The sequence below is a fragment of the Blastochloris viridis genome, from assembly GCF_001402875.1.
In the GTDB taxonomy this organism is placed as follows: domain Bacteria; phylum Pseudomonadota; class Alphaproteobacteria; order Rhizobiales; family Xanthobacteraceae; genus Blastochloris; species Blastochloris viridis.
In genome coordinates, this window is record NZ_CP012946.1 from 3,472,384 (window position 1) to 3,491,020 (window position 18,637).

Below are 18,637 nucleotides of genomic sequence, written 5' to 3' on the forward strand. Positions count from 1 at the left end.
CACGTGCCGGCTCACGGCATTGTCCCGCATCCCGATCCAAGAAACCGCGCCGGTTGCCTGCCACCGCCATCACAGCAGCATGGAAAACGGCAGATAGAGAAACACGAACAGCGTCAGCGCGATGGCCGCGCTGTTGGCGCGTCGGTTGAGCTCGCGCTCATAGACCAGTTCGAGCAGCAGCTCCTTGATGTAGGCGTCCTCGTCGTACTCGCCGTGCTCCACTGCTGGCGGGCGGATACAGCGCAGGCAGATGATGGCGACGAACAGGTAACAGACGATGGTGACGTAGAGCACCGTCTCCTGGAACTCGGAGGTGATGTCGGACGCCGCTGTGACCCCGAGCGCAGCGATCATCATCGAGACATGGGTCAGGATGCCGGTGGCCTGGACGTCGATCTGATCGACCGCCTGGCGAATGGCGCCGAGTTCAGTCGGCTGCGTGTGGCTGCGGCGGATATTGACGAGAAAGCGCTGCAGCGTCGCGGTATCCCACCCCTTGAGCAGGAAGGCCTTGAGCCGGTCATCCACCACGTCGATGAGGTCGATCAGGCGCACGGGCGGCCTCCAGCCTAGGCGCTCAATCCACCCGCCAGCGTCGGGAAATCGAGCGGGCGGAAGCCGTAGTGCTTCAGCCAGCGCACGTCGGCCTCGAAGAAGGCGCGCAGGTCCGGCAGGCCGTACTTCAGCATGGCGATGCGGTCGATGCCCATGCCCCAGGCGAAGCCCTGGTAGACGTCGGGATCGATGCCGCAGTTCCGCAGCACGTTGGGGTGAACCATGCCGCAGCCGAGGATTTCCAGCCAGTCCTCGCCCTCGCCGAACCTGATCTCGTCCTTGCCGCGCCGGCACTGGATGTCGACCTCCATGGACGGCTCGGTGAACGGGAAGAACGACGGCCTGAACCGCATTTTGACGTCGGGCACCTCGAAGAACGCCTTGCAGAACTCCTCCAGGATCCATTTGAGGTGGCCGAGGTGGCTCCCGGTGTCGATCACCAGGCCCTCGACCTGATGGAACATCGGGGTGTGGGTCTGGTCGGAGTCGCAGCGATAAGTGCGGCCGGGGCACACCACCCGGATCGGCGGCTTTGAGCTCAGCATGGTGCGGATCTGCACCGGCGAGGTGTGGGTGCGCAGCAACAGCCGCGAGCCATCGGGCTTGGGATTGAAGAAGAAGGTGTCGTGCATCTCCCGCGCCGGGTGTCCGACGGGGAAGTTGAGCGCCGTGAAATTGTGCTGGTCGGTCTCGATGTCCGGCCCTTCGGCAATCCTGAAGCCCATGTCGGCGAAGATCGCGGTAATCTCGTCCGTCACCTGGCTGATGGGGTGGATGCGCCCAAGCTCGGCCGGCGGCTCGCGCAACGGCAGCGTGACGTCGACCCGCTCGGCGGCGAGGCGCTGGCTGAGCGCGGCGTCCTTCAATGCGGCCTTGCGCGCGGCAAGGGCGGCGGTGACGCGCTCCTTGAGGCCGTTGATCAACGGGCCGTTCGCCTTGCGCTCATCCGGACTCATCTTGCCGAGCGAGGCGAGCTGAGCCGACACCGAGCCCTTCTTGCCGAGCGCGGAGACACGGACGGCCTCCAGCGCCGCCTCGTCGCTCGCTGCGGCGACGGCGTCGAGAATCGAGCGCTCGAGGCTGTCGAGCGCGTCGGACGAACGGGTGGTGTCGGTCATGGCATTCCCTCGGATCGGGCGGTCGGTTCTGCCTCGGGTCGATACGACCCTGGCATGCGGCCCGGCGAGGGAAAAGCGAGCCCGCGTCGGGCCGGGCGGGGACGAATCCCCGCCGGCAGGCGGCCTCGGAAAGGCTGGGGTCCCTCCCCTCGTGGTCCCCATCCGACATTTGCACCCCGCTGGGGCAACTCGCGAGCAAATGTCGGATCAGGGGAGGGACAGGTGCGTTACGCGGCGAGCGCGGCCTTGGCCTTCTCGGCCAGCGCCTTGAACGCCTCCGGCTCGCGGATCGCGAGGTCGGACAGCACCTTGCGATCGATCTCGACCCCGGCCTTGCCGAGCCCGTCGATAAATCGCGAATAGGTCAAATCGATACCCGTCGCACGCACCGCCGCGTTGATGCGCTGGATCCACAGCGCGCGGAACGTCCGCTTGCGGTTCTTGCGGTCGCGATAGGCGTACTGCATCGCCTTCTCGACCGCCTGCTTGGCGATGCGAATGGTGTTCTTGCGGCGCCCGAAATAGCCCTTGGCAGCCTTCAGCACCTTCTTGTGCTTGGCATGGGCGGTGACACCGCGCTTGACGCGAGCCATGGCCGATCTCCTTCGATTTTCTTTAAGGAAAGCCCGGGCGATCAGCCGTTGGGCAGGAAGTACTTCTTGATGTTATCGCCGTCGGTCTTGAACAGCACCGTCATGCCGCGATGCTCGCGGATGGTCTTGTTGCTGCGCTTGATCATACCGTGGCGCTTACCGGACTGGGTGTACTTGACCTTACCCGTTCCGGTGATCTTGAAGCGCTTCTTGGCGCCAGACTTGGTCTTCAGCTTGGGCATTCAGCTCTCCATGCGCGCGGCAATCTGGCCCCAACGAGGGCCGGCCACGCTCTTGATGTTGCGTGAGCAAACCGAAACCGCCGCGGCAGCCCATACAGCCGGGCGGTTCGAAGGGCGGGGTCTTACACCAAGGCCCCCGGGGGCGCAACTGGGACTGCGCCATCACCGGCGCTGCTTGGTTCGACGCAAAAGGCCCGGACGGGGCCGGGCCTGCGCGGGAGAATGCACTCGATCCGGCGTCTCAACGCGGCGCCAGGATCATGATCATCTGCTTGCCTTCCATCTTGGGGTCCTGCTCAACCTTGGCGAGCGGCCCAACTTCCTCCTTCACCCGGTCGAGCAGCCTGGCGCCGAGATCCTGGTGCGCCATCTCGCGACCGCGGAAGCGAAGCGTCACCTTGACCTTATCGCCTTCCTCGAAGAAGCGCTTCATCGCCTTCATCTTGACGTCGTAGTCATGGTCGTCGATGCCGGGCCGGAGCTTGATCTCCTTGACCTCGACGATCTTCTGGTTCTTGCGGGCCTCGGCAGCCTTCTTCTGCTCCAGAAACTTGTATTTTCCGTAGTCGAGAATCTTGCAGACCGGAGGGCTCGAATTGGGCGCGACCTCGACCAGGTCGAGCCCGGCTTCCTCGGCCAGCTTCAGGGCCTCGAACGTCGGGGTTACCCCGAGGTTGGAGCCGTTCTGGTCGATCAGCTGCACTTCGCGGATGCGGATCTCGCGGTTGACGCGCGGCCCATCCTTGGGCGGGACCGGCAACGGTTTCATCGGACGGCGAATGGCAGGTGTCTCCTCTAGCTGTTTCGGGCGGTCGGTTTCAGTCGGTCGCCTCGGGCAGTCGGTGGCCGGTGTCCGGCAGAGCCGGTACGACGGCGCACCATCGCCGCGGGCCGGGTGAAGATTGGGACTCTTGGAAGGGAAGTCAATTCTTCAAGAATGACTTCGTTTACGCTTTCTGCTTTCCGGCGGGCCCGCCGGCACACGCCTCTGCCACCACCTCCCGATACAGTGCCAGCGTCTTGCTGGTGAAGATGTCGTGCGAAAAGCTCCCGCGCACCCAGGTGCTGGCGCGCCGGCTCAACGCGGCATAGTCATCCGGCGCCAACCGCAGCACGCGGTCGATCGCCTCGGCCAGGGCTTCGGGGTCGCCAGCTTGGACATTGTAGCCGGTGATCTCGCTCTCGGGCACCCGCGGCGTTGCCCGTACCACTTCGGTGCCGGAGCCGACGTCGGACACCACCACCGGCACGCCCATCGCCTGCGCCTCCAGGATGGCGCGCTGCAGCCCCTCGCTCTCCACCGCCGCCGACACCGCCACCCGCGACAGCGCGTAGGCCGCCGGCATGTCCTCGCAGTGGCCGATGAAGCGGACGTGGTCGTTGAGGCCAAGGTTGCCGACCAGCGCCACCATCTCGTCGTGGTAGCGGCTCCGGCCCTGGTCGTCGCCGGCGCAGATGCCGACCAGATTGTCGCGACCGCCCTCCACCAGACGGTGGATGGCGCGGATCAGGACGTGGTGGCCCTTGCGGTGGACCAGGCGGCCCGGCAGCAGCACCACCTCGGCGCCCTCCGCCAGGCCCCAGGCCGTCGCCAACGCCGCCTTGCGCGCCGCCGTCACCGCGGCGGGGTCGAAGATGGTGAGGTCGACGGCGCGGTGGATGGTGACGGTGCGGGCGTCCGGGATGGCGTAGCGCTGGCGGATCACCGCGGCGGTCTCGTCGCCGACCGCGATCACCCGCGCGCCGCGCACCACGCCGGAATTGTAGAGGTTCTTGAGGCCGGACTGCTCGCGGTAAATGGTGTGGTAGGTGCCGATATAGGGAATGCCGGTGAGCTTGGAGGCGATCAGCGTGCTCCAGGACGGCGCCCGCGAGCGCACGTGCAGCACGTCGACCCGCTCCTTGCGCGCCAGCGCGGCGAGCTTGAAGCCGTTGGCGATGATGGCAATCGGGTTCTTGGAGGCGACGTCGAGCCGGATCAGCTCGGCGCCGCAGGCCACGATCGGCGTTTCCATCCGTCCGCCGCGCGAGACCACCAGCGCGCGATGGCCGGCGGCGGTGAGCGCCTCGGCGACCTGTACGGTGCCAAGCTCCGCCCCGCCCGACTCCAGCGCCGGGATGATCTGCATCACGGTCAGCCGCCCGTTGGGACCGGCCGTCTCGTGTCCTGGCTGCTCCATGGACCCAAACCTCGGCCCCCGGCCTCTGACCTTACTTCCCCGCCTCTTGCGGGCGCGCCATGCCTCAGGCATTCCGGCCGCTTCAAGTCGGGATTTGACAGTGGACGTGTGACATGGACGGCGATGATCTGCAATTCCTTGCTGTCGGTACCGGTGCAGCCAAGCGCGAAATCGCGGTGCGCGCCGCCGCCGGCCGCGGCCCGATGGTGTTGTGGTGCGGCGGGTTCCGGTCGGACATGGGCGGCACCAAGGCGGTCCACCTCGCCGCGTGGGCGGCGTCGGCCGGCCGGGCCTATGTCCGCTTCGATTATTCCGGCCACGGCGAGTCCGAAGGCCGGTTCGAGGACGGCACCATCGGCCGCTGGGCGGAGGAGGCGCAGGCGGTGCTCGACGCCTTCTGTCCGGGCGAGACCGTGGTGGTGGGCTCCTCGATGGGGGGCTGGGTCGCGCTGCTGCTCGCCCGCGCCCTCCTGGCCGAGCCGGGGCGGCTCAAGGGCATGGTGCTGGTGGCGCCCGCGCCCGACTTCACCGAGGACCTGATGTGGCCCAAGCTGCCGCCCGAGGGCCGGCGCGCGGTGATGGAGGCGGGGGCATGGCTGGCGCCCTCGCAATACGGCGAGGAGCCCTATCCCATCACCCGCGGGCTGATCGAAGACGGCCGCACCCACCTCCTGCTCGGCGAGGTGGTGCGCACCGGCTGCCCGGTGCGCATCCTGCAGGGCATGGCCGATCCCGACGTGCCCTGGCAGCACACCATGACGCTGGTCGAGCGGCTTGCCCAGGACGACGCCGCGCTGACCCTGATCAAGGACGGCGACCACCGGCTGTCGCGGCCGGAAGACCTCACGCTACTGGTGCGCGCGGTCGAGGATGTGAGCGCCTGACCGACTCTTAACCTCGTCATCCCGGCCGAGGCGTCCACCGAGAGCCGGGATCGTGTTCGAGAAAGGCCCCTTCCTGCCAACGGTCCCGGATCGCGGGCCTGCGGCCCTTGTCCGGGACGACAGCCTGAGCCGCGTCGTCCCGGGTCGCGCGCCTGAAGGTGATTGCGCCGCAAACCCACCGCGTCTCGACAGTCTCCGGCGTGCCGGATAGGACGACGGCTCTGCCATGCCCCATCGCGCCCACCGGAGCCGTTCATGCCGATCCGCCCCGACACGGTCGCCTCGACCGTGCTGCTTGCGCTGCTGACGTCGCTGGCGGCGCTGTCGACCGACATGTATCTGCCCTCGCTGCCCTCGATCGCCGGCGAACTGGCGGCGGCGGCGTCCGACGTGCAGCTCACGTTGTCGGCCTTCCTGGTCGGCTTCGCTCTCGGCCAGGTGGTCTACGGCCCGCTGTCGGATCGCTACGGCCGCAAGCCGGTGCTGCTGGCCGGACTTGCCATCTACGTCGCCGCCAGCGCCGCCTGCGCCATGGCGACCTCGGTCGAGATGCTGATCGCGGCGCGGTTCGTCCAGGCCATCGGCGCGTGCGGGCCGATGGTGATCGGCCGCGCCATCGTGCGCGACCTCTACAGCGGCGCCCGCGCCGGCCAGGAGCTGGCGCGGATGGGCTCGATCATGGGCCTGGTGCCGGCGGTGGCGCCGGTGCTGGGCGGCATCCTGGAAATGACGTTCGGCTGGCGCAGCAGTTTCCTGGTGATGCTGACCTATGGCGTGGCCGCCAGCGCCGCGGTGCTGCTGGCCTTGCCGGAGACGCTGACGCGGCGGGCGCCGGAGGTGCCCTCCCCGCTCGCCATCGCGCGGGTGTTCGGCGTCATCCTGCGCGACGGCGGCTTCCGCGGCTATCTCGGCATCGTCGTCACCGTCTATGCCGGGCTGTTCGCCTGGATATCGGGCTCGTCCTTCGTGCTGCAGGGCCTTTACGGCTTCAGCCAGATCGCCTTCGGCGCGGCGTTCTCGGTCGGCGTGCTCGGCTATGTCGCCGGCACGGTGATCGCGACCCGGCTCAACCCCGCCATCGGCATCGACCGCACCGTCGGGCTCGGCACCGCGGCGAGCGCGCTCGGCGGCGTCGCCATGCTCGCCGTGGTGCTGACGCCGATCGAAGCGCCGATGCTGATCGTCGCGGCGATGGTGATCTACATGCTGGGGTTCGGGCTGTCGTTCCCGAGCGCCATCGCCGGGGCGTTGATTCCGTTTCCCGACCGGGCCGGGGCGGCATCCTCGCTGGTCGGCTTCGCCCAGATGACGTTCGGCGCCGTGGTCGGGGTGTGGATCGGCCACTCGCTGGGGGCGACCGCGCTGCCGATGGCCGCGACGATCGCCGGCTCCGGCCTCGCCGCCGCGGCAACGTGGCGACTCACGCGAGCCGACCGCATCCATGAGCGGGGGTGAGGCGTAACCTCGGCGCCGGTCGTTCCCGGCCGAGCGGGGCGCAGCCACGCGAGGGAAGAGGACCCATCTTGAATGCAAGCGGGCCTCGGATGTTCTTCGTCTACATGCTCGCCAGCAAGCCCAATGGCACGCTCTACATCGGCGTGACGCGCGACGTCATCCGCCGCGTCCATCAGCACCGGACCAAAGCGGTGCCCGGCTTCACCGCCAAGTACGGCGTCACCCGCCTCGTCTATGTCGAGACCTTCGATGGTCCGGAGAGCGCAATCGGAGCATTTTCCGCAAAAGTGGGCACCGGTTTTGCGGAAGAAAATGCGACAAACCAAAGCCAAAGCCGCGAAAAGCAGCTCAAGGGCTGGAACCGGGCGTGGAAAATCCGGCTGATCGAACAGGCGAACCCTTCGTGGCGGGATCTGTTCGAGGAATTGGCCGGTTGATGCGCCGGGTTGACAGAAAATGGGTCCCCTTCCCTCGCATCGCTTCGCGATGCTCGCCGGGGACGACGGCGGCGGGTGTTGTTATGGCGAAGTTCACATTTTGGCTGATTTAGGGTTTTGACTTCCATCTTTTCCAGAGAGACACGGAGCTGGTCATTGTGGGATCTCTCCCCAGCCATTTTTCGCAAATAGGTCTCTCCACATATCGAGCACCGACGTAGAGAAGACCGAGTAGGGCCGGTCATCACCGTCCGGGCCTTGTATTTTCACGGTCTCGGTCCCGCCGAACGGCCCCTCCCCGAATCGGCCCATTCCATAACCTGTGCCGCTGACAAATGTATTTGCGGCGTGGGTCGGAGCTCCAAGTGTTTTGGGTACAGCACGAAGCTCCAAGTGCTTTAAGCTGTTAGCCACCCCACGAATAATGCCAAAGCTTGAGTCTTCAGATTCGAGTATATTTGCAAATTCTTTTTCATCCTTTGCTTTTTTCTCAGATCCGAAAGGCCCAATGAAATTTAGAGACCCTATTGTCTTATTCGAATGAAATACCCAGTCCACCAAGTGGAATAAATCAATCGCATCATGAAAGGCTAGCCTGATATTTGCCGAATCATTCATGAATTCTGAATGATCTGGCACGAGCACCTTGTCTATAAAGGCTTGAACAGAATCGATTTTGAAACACACGTTTCGTTCCTCACCCATCCACCTTCAAGGCCGCAATGAACGCCTCCTGCGGGATCTCGACCTTGCCGAACTGGCGCATGCGCTTCTTGCCCTCCTTCTGCTTGTCGAGCAGCTTGCGCTTGCGGGAGATGTCGCCGCCGTAGCACTTGGCGGTGACGTCCTTGCGGAAGGCGCGCACGGTCTCGCGCGCCACGATCTTGCCGCCGATCGCCGCCTGGATCGGCACCTGGAACATGTGCGGCGGGATCAGCTCCTTCAGCTTCTCGCACATCGCCCGGCCTCTGCCCTCGGCTCTGGCGCGATGCACCAGCATCGCCAGCGCGTCGACCGGCTCGGCATTGACCAGGATCTGCATCTTGACGAGGTCGCCGGTGCGGTAGCCGGTGATGTGGTAGTCGAACGAGGCGTAGCCGCGCGACACCGACTTCAGCCGGTCGTAGAAATCGAACACCACCTCGTTCAGCGGCAGCGCATAGCGCACCATGGCGCGCGCGCCGACATAGGATAGATCGAGCTGCTCGCCGCGACGGTCCTGGCACAGCTTGAGCACCGAGCCGAGATAATCATCCGGCGTCAGAATGGTGGCCTCGATCCACGGCTCGGCGATGTCCGACACCTTGACCGGATCGGGCATGTCGGCCGGGTTGTGCAGCTCGATCACATCGCCATTGGTCAGGCTGATCTTGTAGACCACCGACGGTGCGGTGGCGATGAGGTCGAGGTTGAACTCGCGCTCCAGCCGCTCCTGGATGATTTCGAGGTGGAGCAGGCCGAGGAAGCCGCAGCGGAAGCCGAAGCCGAGCGCGGCCGAGGTTTCCATCTCGTAGGTGAAGCTGGCATCGTTGAGCCGAAGCCGGCCCATCGCCGCGCGCAGCGCCTCGAAATCGGCGGCATCGACCGGAAACAGCCCGCAGAACACCACCGGCTGGGCCGGCTTGAAACCCGGCAGGGCGAAAGCGGTCTGGCGCTTTTCGTCGGTAATGGTGTCGCCGACCCGAGTGTCGGCCACCTCCTTGATCGAGCCGGTGAGGAAGCCGATCTCGCCGGGGCCGAGCACGTCGGTATCCTTCATCTTGGGCGCGAACACGCCGACCTTGTCGACCTCGTAGCTCGCACCGGTGCCGATCATGCGGATCTTCTGACCGCGCCTCAGTTCGCCATCGACGACGCGCACCAGCACCACCACGCCGAGATAGGCGTCGTACCAGGAATCGACCAAGAGCGCCTTGAGCGGCTCGGCGCGGTCGCCCTTGGGCGGCGGCAGCCGGTTGACGATGGCCTCCAGCACGTCGGGCACGCCGAGCCCGGTCTTGGCCGAGATCATCACCGCCTCGGAGGCATCGAGGCCGATGACGTCCTCGATCTGCGCCTTGACCTTGTCGGGCTCGGCCGCCGGCAAATCGACCTTGTTCAGCACCGGCACGATGTCGTGGCCGGCGTCGATGGCGTGGTAGACGTTGGCCAGGGTCTGGGCCTCCACCCCCTGCGAGGCGTCGACCACCAGCAGCGAGCCCTCGCAGGCGGCCAGCGAACGGGAGACCTCATAGGCGAAGTCAACGTGCCCTGGGGTGTCGATCAGATTAAGAATATAGTCCTTGCCGTTCTTGGCGCGGTAGGCCAGCCGCACCGTCTGGGCCTTGATGGTGATGCCGCGCTCGCGCTCGATGTCCATCGAATCGAGCACCTGCTCGACCATGTCGCGCTCGGCCAGCGTGCCGGTGAGCTGGATCAGCCGGTCGGACAGGGTGGACTTGCCATGGTCGATGTGGGCGACGATGGTGAAGTTGCGGATGTGGTCGATCGGGGGCGCGGTCATGCGCGCGGGGATAGCATCCGCGTTCGCCGAATCAAAGCGCCGCGCAGCCCTGCCATGCGGGTTTTGCCGTGGAGACCAGCGTCGCCAAGGCCGGGCGCTTTTCCCGGACGGCCGGAGAACCGAGGAGAGAGCATGCCGCTCAACATCGTCTTCATGGGCACGCCCGACTTTTCGGTGCCGACGCTGGCCGAGCTCATCGGCCATGGCCATCAGGTCCGCGCCGTCTACACCCGCGCGCCGGCGCCGGCCGGCCGCGGCATGGCGCTGACCAAAAGTCCGGTGCACCAGCTCGCCGACCAGTTCGGCATCCCGGTGCTGCACCCCAAGACGCTGCGCACTGAAGAGGCGCAGGAGACCTTCCGCGGCCATGGCGCCGACGTCGCGGTGGTGGTGGCCTATGGCCTGATTCTGCCGACGCCCGTGCTGGAGGCGCCGGTGTACGGCTGCCTCAACCTCCACGGCTCGATTCTGCCGCGCTGGCGCGGCGCCGCCCCGATCCAGCGCGCGGTGATGGCGGGCGACGCCGAGACCGCGGTGATGGTGATGAAGATGGACGAGGGGCTGGATACCGGCCCGGTCGCCATGGCCGAGCGCTTCGCCATCACGCCGGACGACACCGCCGGCGACGTCCACGACCGCATGATGGCGCTCGGCGCCGACCTGATGGTGCGGGCGCTCGCGGCACTTGAGCGCGGCGGGCTGACCTTCTCTCCTCAGGCCGAGGCCGGCGTCACCTACGCCAAGAAGATCGAGAAGACCGAGACCCGCATCGACTGGGCGAGGTCGGCGGCGGAGGTCCACAACCACATCCGCGGCCTCAGCCCCTTCCCCGGCGCCTGGTTCGAGCTGGACGGGGTGCGGGTCAAGGTGCTGCGTGCGGCCCGGGCCGAGGGCAGCGGCGCGCCCGGCACCGTGCTTGACGACCGCCTGACCGTCGCCTGCGGCAGCGGCGCGGTGCGCCTGATCGACTTGCAGCGCGCCGGCAAGGCGCCGATGGCGGCCGAGGTGTTTTTGCGCGGCACGCCGGTGGCGGCCGGCGCCGGTTTCGGCTGAGCGGCGGGACGACGGTTGTATTTTTCCTGAAGCGGCATTCCGCATCAGCATTGGCGAACCCCGCCCCTTCCCGGTTAGGATGCGGTCCCGATGAGCGACACCCAGACCAACGGAACCTCCGGCGTGGATTCGAGTACCCCCCCGGCCGCTGGCGCGTTGCGCCGCGAGTTGATGATCATCAACAAGCGCGGCCTGCACGCCCGTGCCTCGGCCAAGTTCGTGATGCTGGCGGAAACCTTCGACGCCGAAATCACCGTCTCGCGCGCCGGCGAGACGGTCGGCGGCACCTCGATCATGGGCCTGATGATGCTGGCGGCAGCGCCCGGCACCTCGATCGAGATCACCGCCCACGGGCCGCAGGCGAGTGAGGCGATGGACGCCTTGAGCGCGCTGGTGACCGACAAGTTCGGCGAAGGCGAGTAACGCCCGCCGCGACCTGGGCCACCTCGGGCCGAGCGGCGCCAGCGGACGGCTGCGCTGCTGCAGCGGCGCCGGCAGACGTGATCGGTGGCGGCCGCCCGAGTCGGCATAAAGAAATCTTTATATGTTTATTGACTTGGTTTGACGGTCTGCTAGACGAGGCAGCAACCGGCGGCCGGGCTGTTCCCGCCGCACCGTTTCCGAAAACCTTGAGGGGATCATGAGCAAGGATTACGTGGTCAGGGACATTGGTCTCGCCGAGTGGGGCCGCAAGGAAATCGACATCGCCGAGACCGAAATGCCCGGCCTGATGGTGACCCGTGCCGAGTACGGCCCGGCGCAGCCCTTGAAGGGCGCCCGCATCGCCGGCTCGCTGCACATGACCATCCAGACCGCGGTGCTGATCGAGACGCTGGCCGCGCTCGGCGCCGACATCCGCTGGGCGTCGTGCAACATCTACTCGACCCAGGACCACGCCGCCGCCGCCATCGCCGACCGCGGCATTCCGGTGTTCGCCGTCAAGGGCGAAAGCCTGGAAGACTACTGGGAATACACCCATAAGATCTTCGAGTGGGCCGACGGCGGCGTGCCCAACATGATCCTCGACGACGGCGGCGACGCGACGCTGCTGGTTCACCTCGGCTTGCGCGCCGAGCAGGGCGACACCGCGTTCCTCGACGGCGCCACCAATGAGGAAGAGGAAGTGCTGTTCGCCGCCATCAAGCGGCGCCTCAAGCACAAGCCGGGCTGGTACTCCAAGCTCGCCGGCTCGATCCGCGGCGTCACCGAGGAGACCACGACCGGCGTCCACCGCCTCTACATCATGGAGCGCGAAGGCAAGCTGCTGTTCCCGGCGATCAACGTCAATGACAGCGTGACGAAGTCGAAGTTCGACAATCTCTATGGCTGCCGCGAATCGCTGGTCGACGGCATCCGCCGCGGCACCGACGTGATGATGGCCGGCAAGGTGGCGATGGTTGCCGGCTTCGGCGACGTCGGCAAGGGCTCGGCCGCCTCGCTGCGCCAGGCCGGCTGCCGGGTGCTGGTGTCGGAAATCGACCCGATCTGCGCCCTGCAGGCGGCGATGGAGGGCTACGAGGTCACCACGATGGAGGACGCCGCTGCTCGCGCCGACATCTTCGTCACCGCCACCGGCAACCTCGACGTCATCACCATCGACCACATGCGGGCGATGAAGGACCGGGCGATCGTCTGCAACATCGGCCATTTCGATTCCGAGATTCAGGTGGCCTCGCTCAAGAACCTCAAGTGGCACAACGTCAAGCCGCAGGTCGACGAGATCGAGTTCCCGGAAGGAAAGCGCATCATCCTTTTGTCGGAAGGCCGCCTGGTGAACCTCGGCAACGCCATGGGCCACCCGAGCTTCGTGATGAGCGCCTCGTTCACCAACCAGACGCTGGCGCAGATCGAGCTGTTCACCAAGCCGGGCCAGTACGACAAGAAGGTCTACACCCTGCCCAAGCACCTCGATGAGAAGGTGGCGCGGCTGCACCTCGACAAGATCGGCGTGAAGCTGACGAAGCTGTCCGAAAAGCAGGCCACCTACATCGACGTTCCGGTGGCCGGCCCCTACAAGCCGGACCATTACCGCTACTGACAACGCCACGGCCGACGGCGGCATCCGCCACCGTCGGCCGTGCCATCTTCGCCGCCTCGCGCGGCCGGCGAACGCGGCCGGGACGGACCCGTGCCCGCGCTGGCGCGACACCTTCCGGATTGCGCCAGCAGGTCCGGACACGCCTCTTGGCTTGAGGTACCGCAGATCGATTGTTGCGGCGCCAACATCCGAACTCAGGCCGATCGTCCCATCGGTCGCTCGCCGAAACCACCGTCCGATCAAGAATTTTCCGCGAGGTCGCCGGGGATCACGGTGACCAGCCGGAATCTGTTTCCGGTCGTCCTGCTCGCCTCGATCCTCGCGCAGCCATGATCGGCGATGGCGCGCGGACGCGCCCCACCGCGCCGACCGGTCGCATCGGGCGTGCCGGCGCGTCGCCGAAGTCGCCTCCGCGCATCGCCAAACGCCGCCCTGCGTCCACGGCTCGCTCGTGTGATTTCGGCTGCCCTCACCCGCCCGGCACGTTCGCGGTCCGCGATGGCATAGGGTCGCGCGGGCGGGCCCGCCCCTGGCGCGGTGCGAACGGCCGCTGCGGAAGCGCCGCTGTGGATTTCTACGCCTTGATGACAATTCGCACCGCCAACCGGGCGAAGAGACCTTGAAATGCCCGGATCAAGCCGGTATGGAACCGACCTCTCGGCGGTGCCGAGACAGGCGCCCGTAGCTCAGCTGGATAGAGCACCAGACTACGAATCTGGGGGTCAGAGGTTCGAATCCTTTCGGGCGCGCCATTTCAGTACAGAACTCTGAACACCGACTACGCTCGGTTTTCCGCCTGAGGCGGCGACCAGGGTGCGCAGTAGCTCGGATTTTGATTCCATGATGCGGACTTCCTTGTCGGCGACCCCGACACGCTGCGCCAGGGCGCGCAGGTGGTCGCGGCGGTAGCCGCGGTTTTCCAGCCGCATACGCTGGCGGGCCGTGCAGGCGAAGGTCCTGACCATATCAGGGCCGACAGCCTGATTGCCGGCATGGTCGAGCGCGGCCTGGGCGCGCTCGGCGTCGGCGCCGGCTTGCTCCCGAACCACCTTGAGACCGGCGATGCGCTCCTTCAGGCCGGGAGCGTCGAGATCGGCGACGCCGGATTCGATGGCGTCGAAGAGCCTGTTGAGCCGCTGGTCGGTCTCGGTGATGCGCTTGTTGCGTTCGAACGGCGGCGCGCATCATGGCGACAGCAGGCTCAACGCTGTTGCCACCGGCAGATAGAGGGTGCGTGGCCGCCGGATCAAAGGCGTGAAGCCGAGGGCCGCGTAGAAGGCCGCTGCCGTGTCGTCGATGGCGTCGGCGAACATGGCGTGCGCGCCGATCGGTGCGGTCGCCACCGTCTTGATGGCGTCGAGCAGCAGGGCTTCTCCAAGCCCTCGTCCAGCGTAGTCGCAATGCCGCCCAAGCCAGCCGATCAGTACCGCCGGAACGGTCGGATAGCTCAGCTCGCGCTCGGCCGCCATCTGGAGTCGCCGCGCCAACGCCGCGAGCCGGCGCCCGGCGCGATGCGGCCGACATGTAGCCGCTCAACACCCTTGACGAACAGAAATACGTAGACGATTTTCAGACATGCTTCGAATTTGTTGCTTTTAGTGAAACAAAAGAAAATTCCAGTGAAGGAACGGCATAATTTTCCCACCCCGTCATCAAATGAAATGATTCCAATCCTGCAGGGAAAGCGATGATGCGAGAAATCATGACGTTCCTGCTGCGGACCGGATTCCCGCATAAGCGCGCGGCCATGCGATCAGCGGGCCTGTCAGTCGCTCGCGCCAACCGAGGCACGGGCGGTGCCGGCGTGGTGCGCACACTCGTCGTCGCCGGCGTTCTGACCGCGTTTCCTCTTGCGAGCCCGTTTGTGCGTGCGGAAATCGTCGTGACGCATGGCGGCGGAACGACGACCCTGCCCGACCGCCCCCAGCGGGTGCTCGTCTTTGATCCGGCGGCCCTCGACACCCTGGACAAACTGGGCGTGGAGGTGACGGGCGTGCCGGGCTCGAACCTGCCCGACTACCTCGCCGGATATCGCGACCCCCGCTACCTCAAGATCGGCACCCTGTTCGAGCCCGACTACGAGGCCGTCGCCGCAGCCACGCCCGATCTCATCATCGTCGGCGCACGCTCGGCGGCAAAGCGCCGGGACCTTTCTTCGATCGCGCCCACCATCAACCTCGCCGTCGAGGATCGCCATTTCGTGGACGGCGTGAAACGCAATGTGGAGACCCTCGGCCGTGTCTTCGGCAAGGAGGCGGAGGCTTCGGCGCTGCTGTCGCGCATCGACGGGGCGGTGGCGCGCGTGCGTGCCGATGCGCCCGGCGCAGGCACGGCGCTGATGGTGATGGTCAACGGCGGCAAGCTCACCGCCTACGGGCCCGGATCCCGCTTCGGCTGGCTGCACGACGAACTCGGGGTGAAGCCGGCGATCGCCGAAGTGAAGGCCGCCACCCATGGCGAGGTGATCTCCTTCGAGTTCCTCCTGAAGACCGACCCCGACTGGCTGCTGGTGCTCGACCGCGATGCCGCCGTCGGGCGCAGCACCGAGGCGGCTCGCAAGGTGCTGGACAACGACCTCATCGCCGCCACCCGCGCCGCCAAGGCGGGTCGCATCCTCTATCTCGACCCGGTGCGCTGGTACATCACGGGCGGCGGCGGCGCGGCGTTCGCCACCATCGCCGAAGACTTGGCGCTGGCGCTCGAAGCCGGCAGGAGCCAATAGGCGATGGCGAACTGCGGATCGGGCGTCGCGCCGGCGCCGCGGGCCGGGCGCGCAGCGGCCTTCGGTCTCGCCGGCCTCGGCCTTCTCGCTCTCAGCGCGGCAAGCGTCCTGATCGGGGTGGGAGACATGTCGCTTGCCGCTCTCGCCGGCGGGGACGCCCAGGGCCATGCACCGTTGCTGCTCGCCGCGAGCCGGGTGCCGCGCACGCTGGCGCTGCTCTTTGCCGGCCTGTCCATGGGAGTGTGCGCGGCGCTGATGCAGATGCTGTTCCGCAACCGCTTCGTCGAACCCACAACCGCCGGCACAGCGGAGGCGGCGAGCCTCGGCCTCCTGTGCGCCACCCTCCTCGCCCCCGGCTTTCCGGTGATCGGCAAAATGGCGGTGGCGGCGCTGTTCGCCGTGGCCGGAACCGTTCTGTTCCTGCAGATCGTCAACCGCATCGCTTTCCGCGGCGCGGTCATCGTGCCGCTCGTTGGGCTCATGCTGGGGGGGGTCATCAATGCCCTCACCACCTTTCTTGCCTACCGCACCGACCTGCTCCAGTCGCTCGCCGCCTGGACCATGGGCGACTTTTCCGGCGTGCTGCGCGGGCGTTACGAGTTCCTGTGGCTCAACGTCGCCCTCGCCGCGGTCGCCTATGTCACGGCGGACCGCTTCACCGTTGCCGGCCTCGGCGACGCCTTCGCCCGCAATCTCGGGCTCGACTACCGCAGGATCGTCGCCCTGGGCGTCACGATTGTCGCGCTGGCAACCGCGACCAGCATCGCCACCGCCGGCACGGTGCCATTCCTCGGCCTCCTCGTGGCCAACGTGGTGGGGCTCGTCATGGGCGAAAATCTGCGCCGCACCCTGCCCTGGATCGCGCTTTCGGGCGCCGCCTTCCTCCTCGCCTGCGACATCATCGGCCGGCTCATCCGCTTTCCCTATGAGATCCCGGTCGGCACGGTGGCAGGCGTCGCGGGAAGCGTCGTGTTCCTCTATCTGCTGCTCGGGCGGCGCTTCCACCTTGGCTGACCTGCGGGCCAACAGGGCGCGGCGCGTCCTTCTCGTCCTCACTCTCGCCGCCGTTGCCGCGGCCGTCTGCTTCATGACGGTGGGCGCCCAGGGCAACTGGGGGTTTGTGTTGTCGCTGCGCGGCGGCAAGCTCGCGGGGCTGGTGCTGGTGGGCACGGCGGTGGCGATCTCGACCGTCCTGTTCCAGACCCTCACCGAGAACCGCATCCTCACCCCGGCGGTGATGGGGTTCGACGCGCTCTATGTGACGATCCAGACGGCCGTCGTGTTCGCCCTCGGTGCGCAGGGCGCTGCCGCCATCGATCCGCGCTGGCGCTTCGCCGGGGAGGCGCTGCTGCTTGCCGTGGTGGCGCTCGGCCTGTTCCGCTGGCTGTTCGACGGGCGGCGCGGCTTACACCTCGTGGTGCTGGCCGGCCTCGTCTTCGGCATATTGTGCAGGGGCCTGTCGAACCTGCTCCAGCGCGTCCTCGACCCCAACGAATTCGCGGTTCTGCAAGGCATGCTGTTTGCCCGCTTCAGCGTGGCGGACACCGCGCTGCTGCCCGTGGCGGCGGGGATCATCATCGCGGCGGGCGTTTTCGCCGTTCGCCTCGCTCCGACGCTGGACGTGCTGGCGCTCGGCCGCGAGCCTGCCGTCAATCTTGGCATCGACCACAAGCGGATGGTGACGATCCTCGTCATCGTCATCGCCGTGCTGGTCTCCGTGTCCACCGCGCTGGTGGGGCCGGTGCTGTTCTTTGGCCTGCTGGTGTCGAACCTTGCCTATCTCGCGCTCGGCACCGACCGGCATCGTTACACCCTGCCGGCCGCGGCGCTCATCGCCGTGACGTGCCTTGCCGCCGGGCAGACGGTGCTCGAGCGCGTCCTCGGCTACGATGCGGCGCTCAGCGTGGTGATCGAATTCGCCGGTGGCATCGTCTTCATCCTGCTTCTGCTCAGGGGCACCCGCACGTGATCGAGATCGCCCACGTATCGAAATCCTACGGCGCCGCGCGCGTCCTGGACGACGTGTCGCTCGCGCTGCCGGCGGGCGGACTCACCGCCATCATCGGCCCCAACGGTGCCGGCAAGTCCACGCTGCTGTCCATCGTGGCGCGGCTGCTGCCTATGGATACGGGCCGTGTGACCATCGACGGCCTCGACGTGACCACGACGCCGGGCATCGTGCTGGCGAAGCGCGTGGCCATCCTGAAGCAGGACAACCAGATCACGCCGCGCCTCACCGTCGGCGAACTCGTGGGCTTCGGTCGCTTTCCCCATTCTCGCGGAAGGCTCACGCGGGCGGATGCCGAGAAGATTGCCGAAGCCATCGGCTACGTGGACCTTTCGGGGCTCCGCGACCGCCTCATCGACGAGCTTTCCGGCGGCCAGCGCCAGCGCGCCTTCATCGCCATGGTGCTGGCACAGGATCCCACCTGCCTGCTGCTCGACGAGCCGCTCAACAATCTCGACATGAAGCACGCCGCGAGCACCATGAAGCTGCTGCGCCGGGCGGCCGACGGACTGGGCAAGACGGTGGTGGTGGTGATCCACGACATCAATTTCGCCGCCTGCTACGCCGATCGCATCGTCGCCATGAAGGACGGCCGCGTCGTGGTCCATGGCACGCCGGACGACATCATGCGCTCGGACGTGCTGAAAGCGGTCTACGACATGGACGTCACCGTGCATGAGCTGAACGGATTTCGGCTCGGCGCGTACTACCGATGATCGCGCCGGGTCAGGCCCGCCCGAGCGCACGCACTGCGCTGTTAATCCGGGGCCGCTGGCACTACAGCCATGGCATAGCTATGACGAACAGTATTTAATTGTTCAAATAACAACTCAAGAAATAGACAAATCA

Annotated in this window: 20 protein-coding genes and 1 tRNA gene; 11 read left to right on the top strand and 10 right to left on the bottom strand. The window is 66.7% G+C overall.

Annotation, left to right across the window (positions count from 1 at the left end):
- Positions 1–69: 69 nt before the first annotated feature.
- The 6 genes from BVIR_RS15060 to BVIR_RS15085 all read right to left on the bottom strand — a co-directional run bounded on the left by BVIR_RS15060 (position 70) and on the right by BVIR_RS15085 (position 4,688).
- Entirely contained in the window at positions 70–555 is a 486-nt protein-coding gene (locus BVIR_RS15060; protein WP_055038376.1) for a hypothetical protein, read from the bottom strand.
- Positions 556–569: 14 nt separating this feature from the next.
- On the bottom strand, positions 570–1,673 hold the full coding sequence (gene pheS / locus BVIR_RS15065; protein WP_055038377.1) for a phenylalanine--tRNA ligase subunit alpha: 1,104 nt from the start codon (positions 1,671–1,673) through the stop codon (positions 570–572).
- A 227-nt stretch (positions 1,674–1,900) separates the two neighbouring features.
- Entirely contained in the window at positions 1,901–2,266 is a 366-nt protein-coding gene (gene rplT, locus BVIR_RS15070) for a 50S ribosomal protein L20 (RefSeq protein ID WP_055038378.1), read from the bottom strand.
- 41 nt (positions 2,267–2,307) lie between these two features.
- Positions 2,308–2,508, bottom strand: a complete 201-nt coding sequence (rpmI, locus tag BVIR_RS15075) for a 50S ribosomal protein L35 (RefSeq protein WP_055038379.1) — start codon at positions 2,506–2,508, stop codon at positions 2,308–2,310.
- 241 nt (positions 2,509–2,749) lie between these two features.
- Positions 2,750–3,277 (bottom strand): translation initiation factor IF-3, encoded by a 528-nt coding sequence (gene infC / locus BVIR_RS15080; RefSeq protein ID WP_055038380.1) that lies wholly within the window; start codon positions 3,275–3,277, stop codon positions 2,750–2,752.
- Between the two features lie 178 nt (positions 3,278–3,455).
- The gene (locus tag BVIR_RS15085) at positions 3,456–4,688 is read right to left on the bottom strand and encodes a glycosyltransferase family 4 protein (protein WP_055038381.1); all 1,233 of its coding nucleotides are present in this window, start codon (positions 4,686–4,688) and stop codon (positions 3,456–3,458) included.
- A 113-nt stretch (positions 4,689–4,801) separates the two neighbouring features.
- Between BVIR_RS15085 and BVIR_RS15090 the strand changes: the two genes are divergently transcribed.
- The 3 genes from BVIR_RS15090 (at position 4,802) to BVIR_RS15100 (ending at position 7,464) form a co-directional block, all read left to right on the top strand.
- The gene (locus tag BVIR_RS15090; protein WP_055038382.1) at positions 4,802–5,572 is read left to right on the top strand and encodes an alpha/beta hydrolase; all 771 of its coding nucleotides are present in this window, start codon (positions 4,802–4,804) and stop codon (positions 5,570–5,572) included.
- 255 nt (positions 5,573–5,827) lie between these two features.
- The gene (locus BVIR_RS15095) at positions 5,828–7,027 is read left to right on the top strand and encodes a multidrug effflux MFS transporter (RefSeq protein WP_055038383.1); all 1,200 of its coding nucleotides are present in this window, start codon (positions 5,828–5,830) and stop codon (positions 7,025–7,027) included.
- Between the two features lie 89 nt (positions 7,028–7,116).
- The gene (locus tag BVIR_RS15100) at positions 7,117–7,464 is read left to right on the top strand and encodes a GIY-YIG nuclease family protein (RefSeq protein WP_055038384.1); all 348 of its coding nucleotides are present in this window, start codon (positions 7,117–7,119) and stop codon (positions 7,462–7,464) included.
- A gap of 153 nt (positions 7,465–7,617) precedes the next feature.
- On the opposite strand, the gene BVIR_RS16990 is transcribed toward BVIR_RS15100, so the two are convergent.
- Together BVIR_RS16990 and lepA are read right to left on the bottom strand one after the other, a co-directional pair.
- Positions 7,618–8,169, bottom strand: coding sequence for a hypothetical protein (locus BVIR_RS16990; protein WP_145911936.1), 552 nt, complete (start codon positions 8,167–8,169; stop codon positions 7,618–7,620).
- Positions 8,162–9,967 carry a translation elongation factor 4 gene (gene lepA, locus BVIR_RS15105; RefSeq protein ID WP_055038385.1) on the bottom strand — a complete coding sequence of 602 codons (1,806 nt, stop codon included), beginning with the start codon at positions 9,965–9,967 and terminating at the stop codon, positions 8,162–8,164. The genes BVIR_RS16990 and lepA overlap by 8 nt, the downstream gene beginning before the upstream one ends.
- Before the next feature lie 132 nt (positions 9,968–10,099).
- On the opposite strand from lepA, the gene fmt reads away from it, so the two are divergent.
- The 4 genes from fmt to BVIR_RS15125 all read left to right on the top strand — a co-directional run bounded on the left by fmt (position 10,100) and on the right by BVIR_RS15125 (position 13,810).
- Complete coding sequence (gene fmt, locus BVIR_RS15110) at positions 10,100–11,020, top strand: methionyl-tRNA formyltransferase (protein WP_055038386.1); 921 nt, start codon at positions 10,100–10,102, stop codon at positions 11,018–11,020.
- Positions 11,021–11,191: 171 nt separating this feature from the next.
- Complete coding sequence (locus tag BVIR_RS15115; RefSeq protein WP_055038946.1) at positions 11,192–11,443, top strand: HPr family phosphocarrier protein; 252 nt, start codon at positions 11,192–11,194, stop codon at positions 11,441–11,443.
- A 217-nt stretch (positions 11,444–11,660) separates the two neighbouring features.
- Positions 11,661–13,058: an adenosylhomocysteinase gene (gene ahcY / locus BVIR_RS15120; protein WP_055038387.1), complete on the top strand. Its 1,398-nt coding sequence runs from the start codon at positions 11,661–11,663 to the stop codon at positions 13,056–13,058.
- Positions 13,059–13,733: 675 nt separating this feature from the next.
- Positions 13,734–13,810, top strand: a tRNA-Arg gene (locus tag BVIR_RS15125).
- On the opposite strand, the gene BVIR_RS16545 is transcribed toward BVIR_RS15125, so the two are convergent.
- Both BVIR_RS16545 and BVIR_RS15130 read right to left on the bottom strand, forming a co-directional pair.
- Positions 13,781–14,107 (bottom strand): hypothetical protein, encoded by a 327-nt coding sequence (locus BVIR_RS16545; RefSeq protein WP_082417220.1) that lies wholly within the window; start codon positions 14,105–14,107, stop codon positions 13,781–13,783. The two genes, BVIR_RS15125 and BVIR_RS16545, sit on opposite strands and share 30 nt — an antisense overlap.
- A gap of 135 nt (positions 14,108–14,242) precedes the next feature.
- Positions 14,243–14,527: a GNAT family N-acetyltransferase gene (locus tag BVIR_RS15130; protein ID WP_055038388.1), complete on the bottom strand. Its 285-nt coding sequence runs from the start codon at positions 14,525–14,527 to the stop codon at positions 14,243–14,245.
- A 233-nt stretch (positions 14,528–14,760) separates the two neighbouring features.
- Here BVIR_RS15130 and BVIR_RS15135 point away from each other — a divergent pair, with 233 nt between their 5' ends.
- The 4 genes from BVIR_RS15135 (at position 14,761) to BVIR_RS15150 (ending at position 18,504) form a co-directional block, all read left to right on the top strand.
- Positions 14,761–15,780, top strand: a complete 1,020-nt coding sequence (locus BVIR_RS15135; protein WP_236823622.1) for a siderophore ABC transporter substrate-binding protein — start codon at positions 14,761–14,763, stop codon at positions 15,778–15,780.
- A 3-nt stretch (positions 15,781–15,783) separates the two neighbouring features.
- Entirely contained in the window at positions 15,784–16,794 is a 1,011-nt protein-coding gene (locus BVIR_RS15140) for an ABC transporter permease (RefSeq protein ID WP_055038389.1), read from the top strand.
- A 73-nt stretch (positions 16,795–16,867) separates the two neighbouring features.
- Complete coding sequence (locus BVIR_RS15145; protein ID WP_236823772.1) at positions 16,868–17,749, top strand: iron chelate uptake ABC transporter family permease subunit; 882 nt, start codon at positions 16,868–16,870, stop codon at positions 17,747–17,749.
- Positions 17,746–18,504 (top strand): iron ABC transporter ATP-binding protein, encoded by a 759-nt coding sequence (locus BVIR_RS15150; protein WP_055038391.1) that lies wholly within the window; start codon positions 17,746–17,748, stop codon positions 18,502–18,504. The genes BVIR_RS15145 and BVIR_RS15150 overlap by 4 nt, the downstream gene beginning before the upstream one ends.
- Positions 18,505–18,637: the final 133 nt, after the last annotated feature.